At 70.4% G+C, this 14,945-nt stretch carries 13 protein-coding genes; 3 read left to right on the top strand and 10 right to left on the bottom strand.

From position 1 onward, the window contains the following. Nucleotides 1-123: 123 nt before the first annotated feature. Together ASE89_RS05970 and ASE89_RS05965 are read right to left on the bottom strand one after the other, a co-directional pair. Nucleotides 124-2,157 (bottom strand): alpha/beta fold hydrolase, encoded by a 2,034-nt coding sequence (locus ASE89_RS05970; protein WP_056674843.1) that lies wholly within the window; start codon nucleotides 2,155-2,157, stop codon nucleotides 124-126. A 134-nt stretch (nucleotides 2,158-2,291) separates the two neighbouring features. Then, nucleotides 2,292-3,413, bottom strand: coding sequence for an alpha/beta hydrolase (locus ASE89_RS05965; protein ID WP_236701623.1), 1,122 nt, complete (start codon nucleotides 3,411-3,413; stop codon nucleotides 2,292-2,294). Between the two features lie 114 nt (nucleotides 3,414-3,527). Between ASE89_RS05965 and ASE89_RS05960 the strand changes: the two genes are divergently transcribed. Then, on the top strand, nucleotides 3,528-4,283 hold the full coding sequence (locus tag ASE89_RS05960) for a Crp/Fnr family transcriptional regulator (protein ID WP_056674840.1): 756 nt from the start codon (nucleotides 3,528-3,530) through the stop codon (nucleotides 4,281-4,283). Between the two features lie 91 nt (nucleotides 4,284-4,374). Beyond that, a complete protein-coding gene (locus ASE89_RS05955; protein ID WP_082451296.1) occupies nucleotides 4,375-7,533 on the top strand; it encodes a helicase-related protein in 3,159 nt (1,052 codons plus the stop codon). A gap of 3 nt (nucleotides 7,534-7,536) precedes the next feature. Here the strand turns inward: ASE89_RS05955 and cobF are convergent, their stop codons facing one another. Genes cobF through ASE89_RS05925 form a run of 6 tightly spaced genes read right to left on the bottom strand, consistent with a single transcriptional unit; the run spans nucleotide 7,537 to nucleotide 12,697 of the window. Then, the gene (cobF, locus tag ASE89_RS05950) at nucleotides 7,537-8,304 is read right to left on the bottom strand and encodes a precorrin-6A synthase (deacetylating) (RefSeq protein ID WP_236701622.1); all 768 of its coding nucleotides are present in this window, start codon (nucleotides 8,302-8,304) and stop codon (nucleotides 7,537-7,539) included. Beyond that, the gene (cobA, locus tag ASE89_RS05945) at nucleotides 8,301-9,020 is read right to left on the bottom strand and encodes a uroporphyrinogen-III C-methyltransferase (RefSeq protein WP_056674838.1); all 720 of its coding nucleotides are present in this window, start codon (nucleotides 9,018-9,020) and stop codon (nucleotides 8,301-8,303) included. Before cobA ends, cobF begins: the two co-directional genes overlap by 4 nt. Continuing rightward, nucleotides 9,017-10,351: a cobyrinate a,c-diamide synthase gene (locus ASE89_RS05940; RefSeq protein WP_056674837.1), complete on the bottom strand. Its 1,335-nt coding sequence runs from the start codon at nucleotides 10,349-10,351 to the stop codon at nucleotides 9,017-9,019. Before ASE89_RS05940 ends, cobA begins: the two co-directional genes overlap by 4 nt. Beyond that, a complete protein-coding gene (gene cobM / locus ASE89_RS05935; protein WP_056674834.1) occupies nucleotides 10,348-11,133 on the bottom strand; it encodes a precorrin-4 C(11)-methyltransferase in 786 nt (261 codons plus the stop codon). The genes ASE89_RS05940 and cobM overlap by 4 nt, the downstream gene beginning before the upstream one ends. After that, nucleotides 11,130-11,495 carry a cobalamin biosynthesis protein gene (locus ASE89_RS05930; RefSeq protein WP_056674833.1) on the bottom strand — a complete coding sequence of 122 codons (366 nt, stop codon included), beginning with the start codon at nucleotides 11,493-11,495 and terminating at the stop codon, nucleotides 11,130-11,132. The genes cobM and ASE89_RS05930 overlap by 4 nt, the downstream gene beginning before the upstream one ends. Next, the gene (locus tag ASE89_RS05925; RefSeq protein ID WP_056674831.1) at nucleotides 11,492-12,697 is read right to left on the bottom strand and encodes a bifunctional cobalt-precorrin-7 (C(5))-methyltransferase/cobalt-precorrin-6B (C(15))-methyltransferase; all 1,206 of its coding nucleotides are present in this window, start codon (nucleotides 12,695-12,697) and stop codon (nucleotides 11,492-11,494) included. The genes ASE89_RS05930 and ASE89_RS05925 overlap by 4 nt, the downstream gene beginning before the upstream one ends. On the opposite strand from ASE89_RS05925, the gene ASE89_RS05920 reads away from it, so the two are divergent. Further along, a complete protein-coding gene (locus ASE89_RS05920; RefSeq protein WP_056675423.1) occupies nucleotides 12,687-13,436 on the top strand; it encodes a cobalt-precorrin-6A reductase in 750 nt (249 codons plus the stop codon). The two genes, ASE89_RS05925 and ASE89_RS05920, sit on opposite strands and share 11 nt — an antisense overlap. Here the strand turns inward: ASE89_RS05920 and cobJ are convergent. Beyond that, a complete protein-coding gene (gene cobJ / locus ASE89_RS05915) occupies nucleotides 13,412-14,176 on the bottom strand; it encodes a precorrin-3B C(17)-methyltransferase (protein ID WP_197979326.1) in 765 nt (254 codons plus the stop codon). The genes ASE89_RS05920 and cobJ overlap by 25 nt on opposite strands. Next, complete coding sequence (gene cobI / locus ASE89_RS05910; RefSeq protein WP_269082944.1) at nucleotides 14,173-14,943, bottom strand: precorrin-2 C(20)-methyltransferase; 771 nt, start codon at nucleotides 14,941-14,943, stop codon at nucleotides 14,173-14,175. The genes cobJ and cobI overlap by 4 nt, the downstream gene beginning before the upstream one ends. Nucleotides 14,944-14,945: the final 2 nt, after the last annotated feature.

Raw genomic sequence — 14,945 nt, 5'->3', positions numbered from 1 at the left:
TTCGATCCCGGGGTGCGCGGTTATCGCGTTGCGCTATGTTAACCCTGTTGCAATCTGACGTTTTCTGCCGCTGCCGGGCAGAGCCGCCCCGGCATGTCTGCATGCCCGGGGCGCCCGTTCATGTCACCGCGCGGGGTCGAATGCGAACAAAGCGGTCGGCAGCGATGCCGGCGCACCCGGCTTGAACCAGCTGGTGTCTTGGATATGGCTCGCTGTCACATAGATCCGGCCATCGGGCCCTTCCGAAAACGTATCGGGCCAGCGCAGCCGCTTGTCAGTCAGCACCGGCTCGACATGATCGCCGACCAGCCGCGTGATGCTGTCGTTGGTCGGCGACGTGATGTACAGCACCCCCGCCTTGCTCATCCACAGCCCATCCGCGACATGCGTCTCGGCGATGGTCTTGACCCCCGCCGCCTGCTGCGCCGCGCTCACGCCCTCGCGGAGCAGCCCGGTATCGATCGCGTAGAGCGTCTTGCCGGTCAGCGCCTGGTAATACAGCGTCTTGCCATCGTTCGAGATCGCGATCCCGTCCGCGGAGAAGGCCGGCTGACGGCCATCGGGGCGGACCAGCGGCTTGCCGTCGGTCATGACCGTCACGCTCTTGTCGATCTGCGTCGAGCCATGCCCGTCGAGCGCGCGCATTCCCTTGCCGCTCTCCAGGTCGATCACGATGATCGCGCCGCGCGTGCCCGAATCGGTGATGTAGCCGGTCTTGCCGTCGGGCGAGAAGCGGATGTCGTTGAGGTACGTGCCCTGCAGCGCAACATCGGCCGCGACCTTGATCACCTTGGTCACGCGGTTCGTCGCCAGATCGATCCTGACCAGCTTCGGCGCGCCCTCGAGCGGCTTTTCGTTACCCGGCGCGCCGGGATCGAGCACCCACAGATTGCCGTGCCCGTCGGGCACGATCGACTGAACGCAGACGAAATAGTCGCCGACCGGCAATACGTTCGCGCGCGCGTTGCGCCAGCTGTTCCACGTATCGTCGGGATAGGCCTTAAGCTTTCCGTCCGGCAGCACCTCGGCGACCGAGATCGGCGCATCGTCGGTCCAGCGCGGGAAGTTGACGAACCGTCGTCCGTCTGCGGTCACCGCGACGCCGGTCACCTGGTGGTCGAACGTCGCCACCTGAGTCAGCGGGCTCGCCGCGGTCTTGGCCTGTGCGACGCCGGCCGCGGTTGCGGCGGCGGCGAGCGCGAACAGCGCCGCACCTGCCAGAAGGGGTTTGAACTTGGACATGTCGTGGCTCCGGTAAATCGTGTCGGACAAGGTGGCGGGATCGCCGGTGAACAGCGTGACGAGCAGGTCGGCGACCGCCTCGGGCCGCTCACGCTGTGGAAAATGGCCAACGCCCGGCAAGGTGACGAAGGCGAAGGGTCCCGAGAATTTCTCCGGTACCGCGGTGGTCGCGCTCGGCGGGTTCACCCCGTCCTCCGCACCCTGAATGTACAGCGCGGGCAGCGACAGCGTCGCGCTCGCCTTTACCGCTTCCTCAAGCCAGACGCTCGCGGGATCGGGTGCCGCCTCGTCCCAGCGCGCGCGATAGCTGTGCAGCGTGACGTCGACCCAGTCCGGATTCCCGAATGCGCGCGCCACCCGTGCAAAGGTCGCCTCGTCGAACCAGCCCGGCGGCGACCAGTTGGTCCAGTGGACATGCGCAAACCCCCTGGGGTCATCGCGCACCGCCTGCGCGCCGCGCGCGGTGGCCATGAACCAGTGATACCATTGCCGCTGCGTCTGTTCGAACGGCGGCGTCGGCATGCCGCCCAGTCGCGGCGGCGTCGCGAGCATCGCGATCCGCTGCACCCGCTCGGGCCAACCGACCGCCAGCGCCTCGGCGATGTTCGAGCCCCAGTCATGCCCCGCGACCATGAAACGCGCGATCCCCAGCCCGTCCATCAGCGCAATCGCGTCCATCGCCAGGATCGCGCTGTTGCCGGTGCGCGGCGTATCTGCCGCCACGAACCGCGTTTCGCCGAACCCGCGCAGGCTCGGTACGATCGTCCGCAGCCCGGCTTCGTGCAGCGCGGGTAGGACGTCGTCCCAGGTCGAGGAGTCATCGGGCCAGCCGTGCAGCAACAACACCGCATCGCCCTCGCGCGGGCCCGTATCGGTATAGGCGATCGCCAGCGTTGGCGTGGTTATCACGGGCATCTCAGCGCTCCGCCATCAGCAGGGCCACAACCCGCCCGAAGGCACGATAGCGGGGCGAAGAGGCATGGGTCGTCGACGTCATGGCATTACTCGCTGCAAAAATGGGAGGGAGAAACTATCCCCCTCCCAACGCATCAGCGCTTCGCAGGAGCCATGGCGAACGCCGCCTTCAGCCGTGCGACCGCGAGATCGTTCGCATCCTTGGCGCCGCGCACGATCGCGCCCATGCCGAAGAATTCATGCGTCACGCCCGGGAAGGTGCGCTGTTCGACCTTGTCGCCCGCCGCACGCATCGCCGCGGCCAGCGTCTCGCCGTCCGACCGCAGCGGATCGATCTGTGCGTTGATGATCGTCGTCGGCGGCAGCCCGCGCAGGTTCGCCCCGACCAGATTCAGCCGCGGATCCTGCGCATCCGCCTTGCTGGTCTGGTAGTAATAACCGAACCACGGCAGCATCGCGCCGTTGAGCGGCTTGGCGTTCGCCGAATCCCTGCGCGACGGCAGCGTCTTGCTGCTGTTGGCGATCGGATAGACCGAGACGATGTGCAGCGGCGCGGTCAGGCGATTGTCACGGGCATAGATTGCCGTAGCGACGGCCAGATTGCCGCCGGCGCTCTCGCCCGCAACCGCGATCTTCGCCGGGTTGCCACCCCATGCCGCGGCATTGGCCAGCGTCCAGCGATAGGCGGCTGCCGCGTCGTCATGCTGCGCGGGGAACTTGAACTCGGGCGCATGGCGATATTCGACCGACACGACGATCGCGTTCAGCGCCTTCGCCATCGCGCGCGGTGCCGCGTCATAGGTCGCGACGTCCGCGATCACCCAGCCGCCGCCGTGATAATAGACGACGACCGGCAGGCCCTTGGCATTGGCGGCGCTCGCCGGCTTGTACACGCGGGCGAACTGCTTGGCATCGCTACCATAGGGAATGTCCTGCGTCGTCACCGATGCGTCGGGCGTCGTCGGCATCCCCTTCTGTGCCATCACCGCCTTGGCGCCATCGGCAGCCGAGGGCTGCTGGCGTGCTTCGGCGGGAGTCAGCGTCTCGATCGGCTTGCCGCCGAGGCCGCCCAGCGCGTCGAGCACGGCCTGCATGTCGGGCGCAGCCTTGGCCGGCGCCATCTTCGTGGCGGGCGGCGGGGGCGGCGGGGGCGCGGTGTCGCTGCGCGCCGACTGGGCGAGCGCGGCGCCCGGGATGATTACGAGCATCGATGCAAACACGCCGGCGAGCAGCGTCCGTCGAATGGAATGTGTCAAAATTGCCTCCTGTAATATTGAAAGGCGCAACCCCGGCGGCGGCGTGGGAGTTGCTGTACGAAACCGGACAAAGACCGGATCGTATTGAATTCGCGCAGTGTTTCAGGGGGCATGATGGCGGGCGACAATCGACTGGAGACCATCGATCGGGATGGGGCTGGCGACGCGTCGTCGGCACGCGGCACAGGAAACCGGCTCCTCCAGCGCCTGAGCCCCGACGACTTCGCGTTGATCGCCCCGCATCTCGACCGCGTTTCCTTCGCGGTCGGCGAGTCGCTGACGCGTGCGGGCGACCGGATCGAGACACTCTGCTTTCCCGAGGAGGGGATCGCCGGCGTGCTCGACGCGCTCGAGGGCGATCATCGCTTTGCGGTCGGGCTGATCGGCGCGGAGGGCTTTGTCGGCTGGTCCGCGCTGCTCGGCGACAACCGCTCGCCCTATGACGTCGTGATGCGCGCCGAACAGGGCGTCGCGCTGCAGCTCCCGCTCGACCGCTTCCACGCCGCCGCCGCGCAGAGCGACACGCTGCAGGTCGCGCTGCTCCGTTTCGTGCAGGTGTTCATGACCCAGATGGGCCGCACGATCGTATCGTCGCTCGCGCATTCGATCGAGCGACGCATGGCGCGCTGGATCCTGCTCTATCACGATCGCATCCGCGACGACGCGATCTGCATGACGCATGAGGAGTTCCGCCTGATGCTCGGCGTCCGGCGCAGCAGCGTGACCGAGGCGCTCCACCGGCTCGAGGAGGAGCATGCGATTCGCTCGGTCCGCGGCCGCGTGCTGGTCCGCGACCGCGACGTGCTGATGCGGATGGCGGGCGACACCTATGGCCATGCCGAATCCGAGTACCGCCGCCTGCTCGGCTGAGCCGGTCGGAACATTTCGTGCACGGATCACGGAACGAGCCGGTCCGCATACCGTTCATTCAATGGGCGCCAACGGCCCGACCGGAGGGGCCATGCTGAAGCGTACCGACCATATCGACCTGCCGGGCGACACGCGCACCGCACCGGCAACCCTGCCCGCGGCGATCGTCGTTGCCGAGCTGCTGACCGCCGGGATCGACCGTGCCATTCTGGTGGTCGAGGACGAGGCGCGCGCCGAGGCGATCGCCTGTCTCGCGGAGGGGTTCGCCCCTGCGATGACCGTCGTCCATCTCGTTGCGAGCGATGCGCTCCCCGGCGACTCCGCGCCGCCCAGCGCCGCCAATGTCGGGCGCCGGGTCGAGGCGCTGCGCCGTCTGCGCGCCGCAACCGCGACAGCGTCGGCTGACCCGATTCTCCTCGTGCTTTCCGCCGAGGCAAGCGCAGTCCGCTATCCAGCCCCCGCCGCATTCGACGAGGCGCCACCGGTGTTCCGCGTCGGCGACACGATCGACATCGCCGCGCTGCCCGCGCTCGCCGACACGATCGGCTACACGATCGACGACCGCGTCGACGAACCCGGCGAGATCGCGATCCGCGGCAGCGTCGTCGACCTGTTTCCAGCCGACCGCGCGAACCCCGCCCGGATCGAATTCGACGACAATTCGGTCATCACCGAAATTCGCAGCTATGACCCGGTGTCGCAGCGCAGCCTCGAAACGCTCGACGCGGTGATCGTCGGTCGCGCCTGCGAACCCGATCTGGGTGACGGCGTCGCGATCACTGAGCATTTGCCCGACGCCGCGCTCCATTTCGACCCTCTGGTCGACGACCGCCGCACCCGGTTCCTCGCGCTTGCCGCCGACGGCACCGCGGCGCGTCAGGTCAAGGCCGCGCTGGTCGACACCCGCGCCTGGAACAAGGCGACCGCCGGCCGCCAGATCCTCGCCACCGACACCCCGGTCGAACGCACCCCGCGTTTCATCGAGCGGCGCGATCCGGTCCGCGCGTTCCGCCGCTTCGCCCGTTCGGTGATCGCCGACGGCCGGCTCGCGATCGCCGGGTCCGCGCGTGACCTTCGTTTCCTCGCATCGCGGCTCGGCGTCGACGCCGAACACGTCGACAGCCTTGCCGAGGCGGCGGCCGCACCCGTCGGTTCGGTGTCGCTGCTCTGCGCTCCGCTCGACCAGGGCTTTGTCCATGCCGATCTTACCATCGTCGCCGCCGCCGATCTGCTCGGCAGCCGCGCACGACTGGACGACGGTCCCGGTGCCGGCGTTGCGGCCTTTGCCGAGGGCGCGACGCTGCAGACCGGCGACATTGTCGTGCATGAGGATCACGGAATCGGTCGCGTTCTTGGGGTCGAGGCGCTGCCCGACCTCGATGGCGTCGCGGCCGACGCAATCGTGCTTGACTATGCCAAGGGCGCGCGCCGCCTCGTCCCCGTGCATGAGGCCGATCGCATCTGGCGTTATGGCGCAGATGCGGACGCGGTGACGCTCGACACGCTTGACGGCGGAAGCTGGACCAAGCGTCGCGCCGCGATCGACACCGCGATCGCGGAAAGCGCACGTGCGCTTCAGGCGGTCGCCGCCGAACGTGATGCGCGGACGACGCCGCCGATCGTCCCCGATGTCGCGCTCTACGAACGGTTCGCTGCGGGCTTCCCCTTCGCCGAGACCCCCGACCAAGCGCGCGCGATCGCCGCGGTCCGCAGCGACCTCGCCAGCGGCCAGCCGATGGACCGGCTGATCGTCGGCGATGTCGGCTATGGCAAGACCGAGGTCGCACTTCGCGCCGCCGCGCTCGTCGCGCTAGCCGGTCGCCAGGTCGCGATCGTCGCGCCCACCACGGTGCTGATCCGCCAGCATCTCGAGACGTTCCGCACGCGCTTTGTCGGCACCGGGCTGGAGGTCGCCGCACTGTCTCGGCTGTCGACGCCTGCCGAGCGCCAGCGCGTCTGCGCCGGGCTTGCCGACGGGTCTATCGCGGTTGTGGTCGGCACCAGCGCGGTTGGCGGCAAGAGCGTCGCCTTTGCCGATCTCGCGCTCGTCGTGATCGACGAGGAACAGCGGTTCGGCGCGAAGGCCAAGGCGTCGCTGCGCGACATGGGCGCGGGCCATGTCCTCACGCTCAGCGCCACGCCGATCCCGCGCACGCTTCAGTCGGCGATGGTCGGCATCCAGGCGATCTCGGTCATCGCGACGCCGCCCGCGCGCCGCCAGCCGATCCGTACCATCGTCGCGCCGTTCGACGACGCCGCGGTCCGCAAGGCGCTGCGCCGCGAACGCGCGCGCGGCGGCCAGAGCTTCGTCGTCGTGCCGCGGATCGAGGACATCGCCCCGCTCGCGAAGACGCTCGCGCGGCTCGTCCCCGAGCTCGGCCTCGTCATCGCGCACGGCAAGATGGACGCCGCCGAGCTCGACGATGCGATGGCGGGCTTTGCCGCGGGCGACGGCGACGTGCTGCTCGCGACCAACATCATCGAGGCGGGGCTCGACGTGCCGCGCGCCAACACGATGATCGTCCACCACGCCGACCGGTTCGGCCTGTCGCAGCTTCACCAGCTGCGCGGCCGGGTCGGGCGCGGCGGCCGGCGCGGTCAGATCCTGCTCACGACCGACGGCGAGGCCACGATCGCCGACGCGACGATGAAGCGCCTGCGCACGCTCCAGGCGTTCGACCAGCTCGGCGCGGGCTTCGCGATCAGCGCGCGTGATCTCGACATGCGCGGCGCGGGCGATCTGGTCGGCGAGGATCAGGCTGGCCACATGAAGCTGATCGGCATCGACCTCTACCAGCATCTGCTGGGTCGCGCGCTGAAAGCCGCGCGCGGCGAGCCCGTCGATCAGTGCCAGCCGGTGCTCAATCTCGGCGTCGGCGGCATGCTTCCCGAGGAATGGATCCCCGAGACCGACCTGCGGCTGACGCTCTACGGCCAGCTCGCGCATCTGACCGACATCGCCGCGCTCGATGCGTTCCAGGCCGAGCTCGAGGACCGGTTCGGCGCACTTCCCGACAATGCCGTCCGCCTGCTCGAATGCGCGCGGATCCGCGCACTCGCCGCCGCCGCCGACATTCGCCAGATCGATGTCGGCCCGGGCGCCATCGCCTTCACCCCGGGGAATCCGACCGCCGCCCTTCCGGCGCCGTTCGAACCGGCGAAGCGCCGCTGGCTGGTCCGCGAACGGATCGAGGATCCCCTCGCCCGCCTCGATCGCGTCCGCGAGCTGCTGAGCGACCTGTCGGAGTGACGCTCAGCCGCCCGTGCGGCGCAGGAGATATACGTCCATGATCCAGCCGTGCCGGGCGCGCAGCTCGGTGCGGCGCATGATGATCTCCGGCCCGACCGTAGCAAGCGGCCCGGCGATCAGCGCCTCCTGCGCCATCCCCAGATACGCCCCCCACCAGATCGTGAGCCCCTCGGGCGCGATCGTCTCGAACGCGCACGCTCCGTCGAGCATCACCGCCAGCGTCTCGACGCCCGCCGGCCACCCCTCCGCGCGCAACCGCCGACCAGTGGTGATCGTCACCGGCGCGGCGAGCGTGTTGAGCGGGATCGCATGCGCCGCGGTCAGCGCCTGCAGGCTGGTGATCCCCGGCACCACGCTGACCCCGATCGACCGCCCCCCCGCGCGTAGCCGCTCGGCGATGCGCAGGCTGCTGTCATAGAGCGACGGGTCCCCCCAGACGAGGAACGCGACCCGCCCCCCGTCCGGCAGATGCTCTGCGATCTGCGTCGCCCAGACCGCCGCGATCTCGTCATGCCACACGTCGACTGCCGCACGGTACGGCGCGTCCGCATCGCGCTCGGGCAGGTCGAACTCCACCACCATGGCGGGCTCCGTCAGCAACTCGGCACAGATGGTCCGGCGCAGATCAACCAGATCGGACTTCCCCGCGCCTTTCCGCGGAAGCAGGATCAGGTCGGCAGCGTTCATCGCCGTGACCGCCGCGCGCGTCACGTGATCGGGATTGCCCGTGCCGATTCCGATCAGCGATATCACGATCTCGCCACCGCTCACGGCGCCATCAGCGAGCCATAGAGGATCAGCGCGGGCTTGTCGGACACGCCCCCCGCCAGCCGCGCCGCGAGCCCCGCGATCGTCGACCAGGTCAGGCTCTGGTCGGGATGCCCGACATTTTCCGCGAGCAGCGCGGTCGTGTCGCCCGACAGACCATGTGCGACGAGCGATTCGACCAGAGCCGGAAAGGTCCGCTGCGGCATGAACACGACCGTCGTCGCCTCCGGATCGGCAAGCGCGGCCATGTTGCGCTGCTGCGGCAGTTGCCCGGTCACGTCATGGCCGGTGACATATTGCACCCGCCGCGCGGACAGGCGGCGCGTCAGCGGTATCGCCGCGGCGGCGGCAGCCGCGCTCGCCGCGCTGATCCCGGGGACGATCTCGAAGTCCACGCCCGCCTGGCGCAGCGCGACGATCTCCTCCTCCAGCCGCCCGAACATCCCAGCATCGCCGGACTTCAGCCGGACGACGCTTGCGCCGGTCAGCGCATGATCGACCAACAGCTGCGAGACATGCGACTGGCGCGGCGACGGCCGCCCCGCGCGCTTGCCGACCGCGACCAGTTCGGCACCGACGCGCGCATGGCCCAGCACCGCGCCCGACGACAGGTCGTCGAACAGCACGACGTCGGCGCGCTGCAACCGCGTCACCGCCTTCAGCGTCAGCAATTCGGGGTCGCCGGGGCCGGAACCGACGAACGAAACGAAACCGGTCATGCAGCCGGTGGGCCAAGGGGGGCGATCATGTGGAAGAAACTACCCGTCACGCCGCCGCGATGCGAGCCGGTTTCGGGTACGGCCTGCGCATTCGCGTCGACCACCTGCGCCAGCGGCGCGTCGGGCTGGTCGAGGATCGTCGAATAATGGAACTCATGCCCCGCCAGCATCGCCCCCGCCGCGATCCCGCCGATCGGCGCGTGCAGCGTCGCACGGCGATAGCCCAGATGCATCCGCCGCTTCTCGTAACTCGTCACCAGCCCGAGCAACCCGGCCATCCGGTGCCGCGTCCCGTCCGCATCGATCAGCCCCTCACCCAGCGCCATATAGCCGCCGCACTCGCCGTGCACCGGTCGCGTCCGGGCATGCAGCGCCAGCGCCGCACGGAACCGGTCCGCCGCTGCGAGCGCCCCGGCATGAAGCTCGGGATAGCCCCCCGGCAGCCAGACCAGATCCGCGTCCTTCGCCGGCGCCTCGTCCGCCAGCGGCGAAAAGGGCAGGATCTCCACCCCTGCGCCGCGCCACCCGTCCAGCACATGCGCATAGGTGAACGAAAAAGCGGCATCCTGCGCCAGCGCGATCCGCTGTGCCGGCGGGATTGGCACCATCGCTGCTTGCGCCATGGGACGCGGCGTCGCGGCCGCCGCCTCGCACAGCGCGGCGATATCAACATGCGCGCGCAGGAACGTCGCATAGGCCGCGATCTGCGCGTCGAGCGCGGGATGTTCGATCGCCTGCACCAGCCCCAGATGCCGCTCGGGGAGCGTCAGGTCGCCGCGCCTCGGCAGCGCGCCGAACACGCGGATCCCGACCGCTTCCATCCCGCTGCGCGCCAGCCGCTCGTGCCGCTCGCTCGCCACGCGGTTGAGGATCACGCCCGCCACCCGCACGCCGGGATCATAGCGCGCGAACCCCAGCGCAGTTGCCGCCGCGGATTGCGCCTGCCCCGACACGTCGATCACCAGCACGACCGGCCAGCCCATCCGCCGCGCGACGTCCGCGCTCGCGCCATTGCCCGTCGCGCCCGCGCGCGCCACGCCGTCGAACAGCCCCATCGACCCCTCAGCCAGCGTCATGTCCGCATCGTCGCCGCGCGCCGCAATCCCGTCGAGCCGCGGCCCCGTCATCGCCCAGCTGTCGAGGTTGAACGACGCGCGCCCGCTCGCCGCGCGGTGGAATGCCGGGTCGATATAGTCGGGCCCGCATTTGAACGGCTGCACCGCGATCCCGTCGTCGCGCAGCGCCCGCAACAACCCGAGCATCACCGTCGTCTTCCCCGTCCCCGACGCGGGCGCTGCGACCAGCAGGCCCGGCGTGGCGCCGCGCGTCATGGCGTGTCTCCTGCGAACCGGGACTCCGCCGATTGCGGCCGGAACCGCCGGTCATAGCCTTGCGCATACAGGCTGCTCGTCGCGAAATCGCCGGGCGCCAGCACGCGCCCGACCAGGATCAGCGCGGTCCGCTCGGGTCGCCCCGTCACCGCCGCCTCGATCGTCGAGAGCGTCGCGCGGACGATCTGCTCGTCGGGCCAGCTCGCGCGCCACACCACTGCGACCGGGCAGTCGCCACCATAAGCCGGCAGCAGGTCGGCGACGACCTCAGCCAGATTGTGCACCGACAGGTGGATCGCCAGCGTCGCCTGCGTCGCGGCGAACGCGGCGAGCGTCTCCGCCGACGGCATCGAGCTTGCCCGCCCCGGCGTCCGCGTCAGTACCACCGACTGTGCCAGTTCGGGCAAGGTCAGCTCGACCTCGAGCGCGGCGGCGGCGGCGGCAAAGGCGGGGACGCCCGGGGTGATCGTCACCGGAATGTCCAGCGCGCGCAGCCGCCGCAGCTGCTCGCCCATCGCCGACCAGATTGACAGGTCCCCCGAATGCAGCCGCGCGACGTCCTGCCCCCCTGCGTGCGCGGCGACGATCTCGGCGATGATCTGGTCGAGGTCCATCGGCGCGGTGTTGACGATCCGCGCACCCGGCGGACAATGCTCGAGCAGCGCCTCCGGGATCAGCGACCCGGCATAGAGGCACACCGGCGACATCGCGATCCGGTCGCGCCCCCGCAACGTCAGCAGGTCGGGCGCACCCGGCCCTGCACCGATGAAATGCACGGTCATGGTCGAAATCCTTGGGCGATGGCGCAGGTCGCGCGTCGGCACGGCGAAACATGGCGGGGAGTCAAAAGGCGCGCGCCTTGCCCCGCGGCGGCGAGCGCAGCGGCCTCCGCGACGCTGCCGGTCCCCCGCACCGCAAGGCTTGCAGGCGACCGGGTGACGGGACTGGCCGCAATCAGCGCGGCGGGATCGACCGTGATCAGCGGCAGACCCAGCAGCGCCGCGATCTCGCCGGGCAGCCCCTGCTTGTCATCGGGCGCCGCCAGCGCCTCGACCCGCGGGAGGCCCTGTTGCGCGGCGGCCAGCGCGGCGCGCAACGCGGCGGCATCCGCGGCCGTGTTGAAGCCAAAACCGGCGACGATCATGCCGGATAGGTCCACTGCACCACCGGGAACTGCGTGCGCCAGCCGCGCCGTGTCCCGATCGGCACCGCCTGCGCCACCTCGATCCGCATCAGGCTCCCCCCCTGCGCCGCCTGCCACTGCGTCAGCAGCGCCTCCGATTCGAGCGTCACCGCATTGGCGACGATCCGCGCGCCCTGCTCGACCAGCGGCCACAGCGCGCGCAACAACGCCTCGGACAGCCCGCCGCCGACGAACACCGCATCGGGACATGCCTGCGTGTCGAGACACTCGGGCGCCCGCCCCTCGACCACCACCAGCCGGTCGACGCCCAGCGTCGCGGCATTGTCGCTGATCCGCCGCGCGCGGACCGGATCCGCCTCGAACGCGGTCGCGCGCGTCGACGGATGCGCCAGCAGCCAGGAAATCCCAATCGATCCCGATCCCGCGCCGATATCCCACAGGCTCTCGCCCGGCTTCGGCGCGAGTGCGGCCAGCGTCACCGCGCGGATCGGCGACTTGGTGATCTGCCCATCATGCGCGAACCAGGCGTCGGACAGCCCCGCCTGCGGCAGGACCGCGCCCGCCCCGTCGAAGACGATCCCGACCGCGACCGGATGCGCGATGTCGTCGAACGCGATCGTCGCGGCGGTCGCATCGCGGATCCGTTCGCGCGGCCCGCCCAGCGCCTCGAGCACGTGCAGCACCGACGCACCGAACCCCGCCGCCTCCAGATACGCCGCCAGCCCGCAGACGGCCGCCCCGTCGCGCACCAGCACGATTGCGCGCCGCCCCCGCGCGATATGCGGCCGCAACCGCCCGAACGGGGCGGCGTGTAGCCCCAGGCACGTGCAGTCCTCGAGTCCCCAGCCGAGCCGCGCCGCTGCCAGCGCGAAGCTCGACGGTGCGGGATGCGCGGTCCACTCGCCCGGCCTCAGATGCCGCGTCACTGACGTGCCCGCGCCGAACCAGAACGGATCCCCCGATGCCAGCATCACCACCCGCCGGCCGCGATGCCCGATCAGCCGCGCGATCCCGTCCTCGAACGGCACTGGCCAAGCCTCGACCGCCCCCCTAAGCTCGCCGGCAAGCGCCAGATGGCGGGTCGCGCCCGTCACGATCTCGGCATCGGCCAGCGTCGTGCGCGCCGCGGCGGACAGCCCGGCCACGCCGTCCTCGCCAATCCCGACGATCGTCAGCCACGGAGCCTCAGTCATTCCGACCATCTTGCTTCTCGGCGGCACCACCGAAGCCAGCGCGCTCGCCGCACGGCTGGCGGCGCGCGGTGATCCGACCGTGCTGAGCTATGCCGGCCGCGTCGCCAACCCGCGCGCGCAGCCGGTGCCCGTCCGCATCGGCGGCTTTGGCGGCGTCGGAGGCCTCGTTACCTATCTCAAAGAGCACCGTGTCACGCACCTGATTGACGCGACGCATCCCTTCACCGCGCAGATGCACCGGCATGCGGTCGAGGCCGCGGCACAGGCGGGCGTCGCGCATGTCGCGCTCGCCCGCCCCGCCTGGACCCCGGTTGCGGGCGATCTCTGGCACCGCGTCGCCGACATCGCCGCCGCCGTCGCCGCGCTCGCCGGCCCGCCGCAGCGCGTGATGCTCGCACTCGGCCGGATGCATGTCGACGCTTTCGCGCAGCAGCCGCAACACGACTATCTGCTGCGTTTCGTCGATACGCCCGATCATCCGCCGCAGCTGCCCCGCCACCGCCTGGTCGTGGACCGCGGCCCGTTCGACGCGGCCGGCGACACCCAATTGATGCGCGACCACTCGACAGACCTGGTCGTCTGCAAGAATGCAGGCGGCAGCGGCGCGGCGGCCAAGCTCGTCGCCGCGCGCACGCTCGGCCTGCCGGTGATCATGATCGACCGCCCGCCGCTCACCGCGCAGCACGCGGTCGATACAGTCGACGCGGTGCTCGACTGGCTCGATCATGGCGCCGACCGCGGCGTATAGAGGATCGGCCCCTGCGCCCGCGCGATGATCCGCGTCAGGCTCGAACCGACGATCACCATCGTCCGCATGTCCGCCATCTCCGCCCGCGCCTCGGTCAGCGGTACGATCGACAGCGCTTCCTCGGGCGTCGACACCGCCCGCGCGAACAGCACCGGGCGATCGTCGCCGCACGTCGTGCGAAGGATCTCGAACGCGCGGACCAGCCCGTCGGGTCGCGCCTTCGATCGCGGATTATAGAAGGCGATCGCGAAATCGGCCTCTGCCGCCAGCCGCACGCGTCGCTCGATCAGCGCCTGGGGCTTCAGATTGTCCGAAAGGTTGATCGCGCAGAAATCATGCCCCAGCGGCGCGCCCGCGCGCGCGCTCGCCGCCAGCATCGCGGTGATCCCCGGTAGCACGCGGATGTCGATCGTCCCCCACGCCGCCGGCCCCGCCTCGAGCGCCTCGAACACCGCCGCCGCCATCGCGAACACGCCGGGATCCCCCGACGACACGACGGCGACGCGCGCGCCTCTCGCGGCCAGTTCGAGCGCATGGCGCGCGCGGTCGATCTCGACCCGGTTGTCGCTCGCATGCAGTGTCAGACCGTCGCGCGCCGGAACCCTCGCGACATAGGGGATATAGCCGATCACGTCGGTCGCCTCGGCCAGCGCCGCGCTGACCTCGGGCGTCACCAGCGCGGCATCCCCCGGCCCCAGCCCGCCAATCGCCAGCCAGCCGGTCACTGCATCCAGGGTCATGGCCGCCGCCCCTGCCCGTGGATCAGCAGGATCGCGAAATAGGGCGTGACCGCATCCGCCTCGCACAGCCGCGTGACGCGTTGCTCCGCCATCGCCGCATATTCGACCAGCCACGCCGCCTCCTCGCGCCCCGCCGCGGCGACCGCGCGGCGCAGCTTGGCGAGGTGCCGGCCGATCTTCATCACCACCAGCGCATCGGTGTCGCGGATCCGCCGCACCAGGTCCGCCTCGGGCAGCGTCCCCATCACCACCGTCAGCACGTCGTCGCCCCAGGTGATCGGCGCGCCGCTCGCGGTCCAGGCGCCCGACATGCCGGTGATGCCGGGGACGACCGCGACCGGCGCGACCCCCTGCAACCGCGTATAGAGATGCATGAACGATCCGTAGAAGAACGGGTCGCCCTCGCACAGCACCACCACGTCCTCGCCGCCCAGCGCCAGCGCCGCGAGGTGATCGATGCACCCCGCGTAAAAGCCCGACAGCCGGTCGTTGTAGCGCGGATCGGACAACGCGATCTCGGTGGTGACGGGATATTCCATGGGATATTCGATCACGTCGTCGCGCAGCATCCCCTCGACGATCCGCCGCGCCTGCCCCGGCCGCCCCGCCTTGCGAAAATAGGCGACGTGGCGCGCGCCGCGTACCAGCCGATCCGCGCGCACGCTCATCAGGTCGCACGCCCCCGGCCCCAGCCCGACGCCGTGGATCGTGCCGGTTACGACCACCTGTCCCGGCGGCGGCACCAGGGTCGCGGATGGCTCCGCCACGC

Origin of the sequence: Sphingomonas sp. Leaf30, assembly GCF_001422525.1 — a bacterium.
Classification (GTDB): domain Bacteria; phylum Pseudomonadota; class Alphaproteobacteria; order Sphingomonadales; family Sphingomonadaceae; genus Sphingomonas; species Sphingomonas aerolata.
This window is presented reverse-complemented; position numbering and strand designations above follow the sequence as displayed.

Bases quoted from the DNA above. Each gene is read 5' to 3' on its own strand.
- ASE89_RS05955 (WP_082451296.1), top strand. From the start codon at position 4,375: ATGCTGAAGCGTACCGACCATATCGACCTGCCGGGCGACACGCGCACC.
- ASE89_RS05930 (WP_056674833.1), bottom strand. From the start codon at position 11,495: ATGATCGTCGCCGGTTTTGGCTTCAACACGGCCGCGGATGCCGCCGCG.
- ASE89_RS05940 (WP_056674837.1), bottom strand. From the start codon at position 10,351: ATGACGCGCGGCGCCACGCCGGGCCTGCTGGTCGCAGCGCCCGCGTCG.
- cobJ (WP_197979326.1), bottom strand. From the start codon at position 14,176: ATGACCCTGGATGCAGTGACCGGCTGGCTGGCGATTGGCGGGCTGGGG.
- ASE89_RS05925 (WP_056674831.1), bottom strand. From the start codon at position 12,697: ATGGTCGGAATGACTGAGGCTCCGTGGCTGACGATCGTCGGGATTGGC.
- ASE89_RS05960 (WP_056674840.1), top strand. From the start codon at position 3,528: ATGGCGGGCGACAATCGACTGGAGACCATCGATCGGGATGGGGCTGGC.
- ASE89_RS05970 (WP_056674843.1), bottom strand. From the start codon at position 2,157: ATGCCCGTGATAACCACGCCAACGCTGGCGATCGCCTATACCGATACG.
- cobM (WP_056674834.1), bottom strand. From the start codon at position 11,133: ATGACCGTGCATTTCATCGGTGCAGGGCCGGGTGCGCCCGACCTGCTG.
- cobA (WP_056674838.1), bottom strand. From the start codon at position 9,020: ATGACCGGTTTCGTTTCGTTCGTCGGTTCCGGCCCCGGCGACCCCGAA.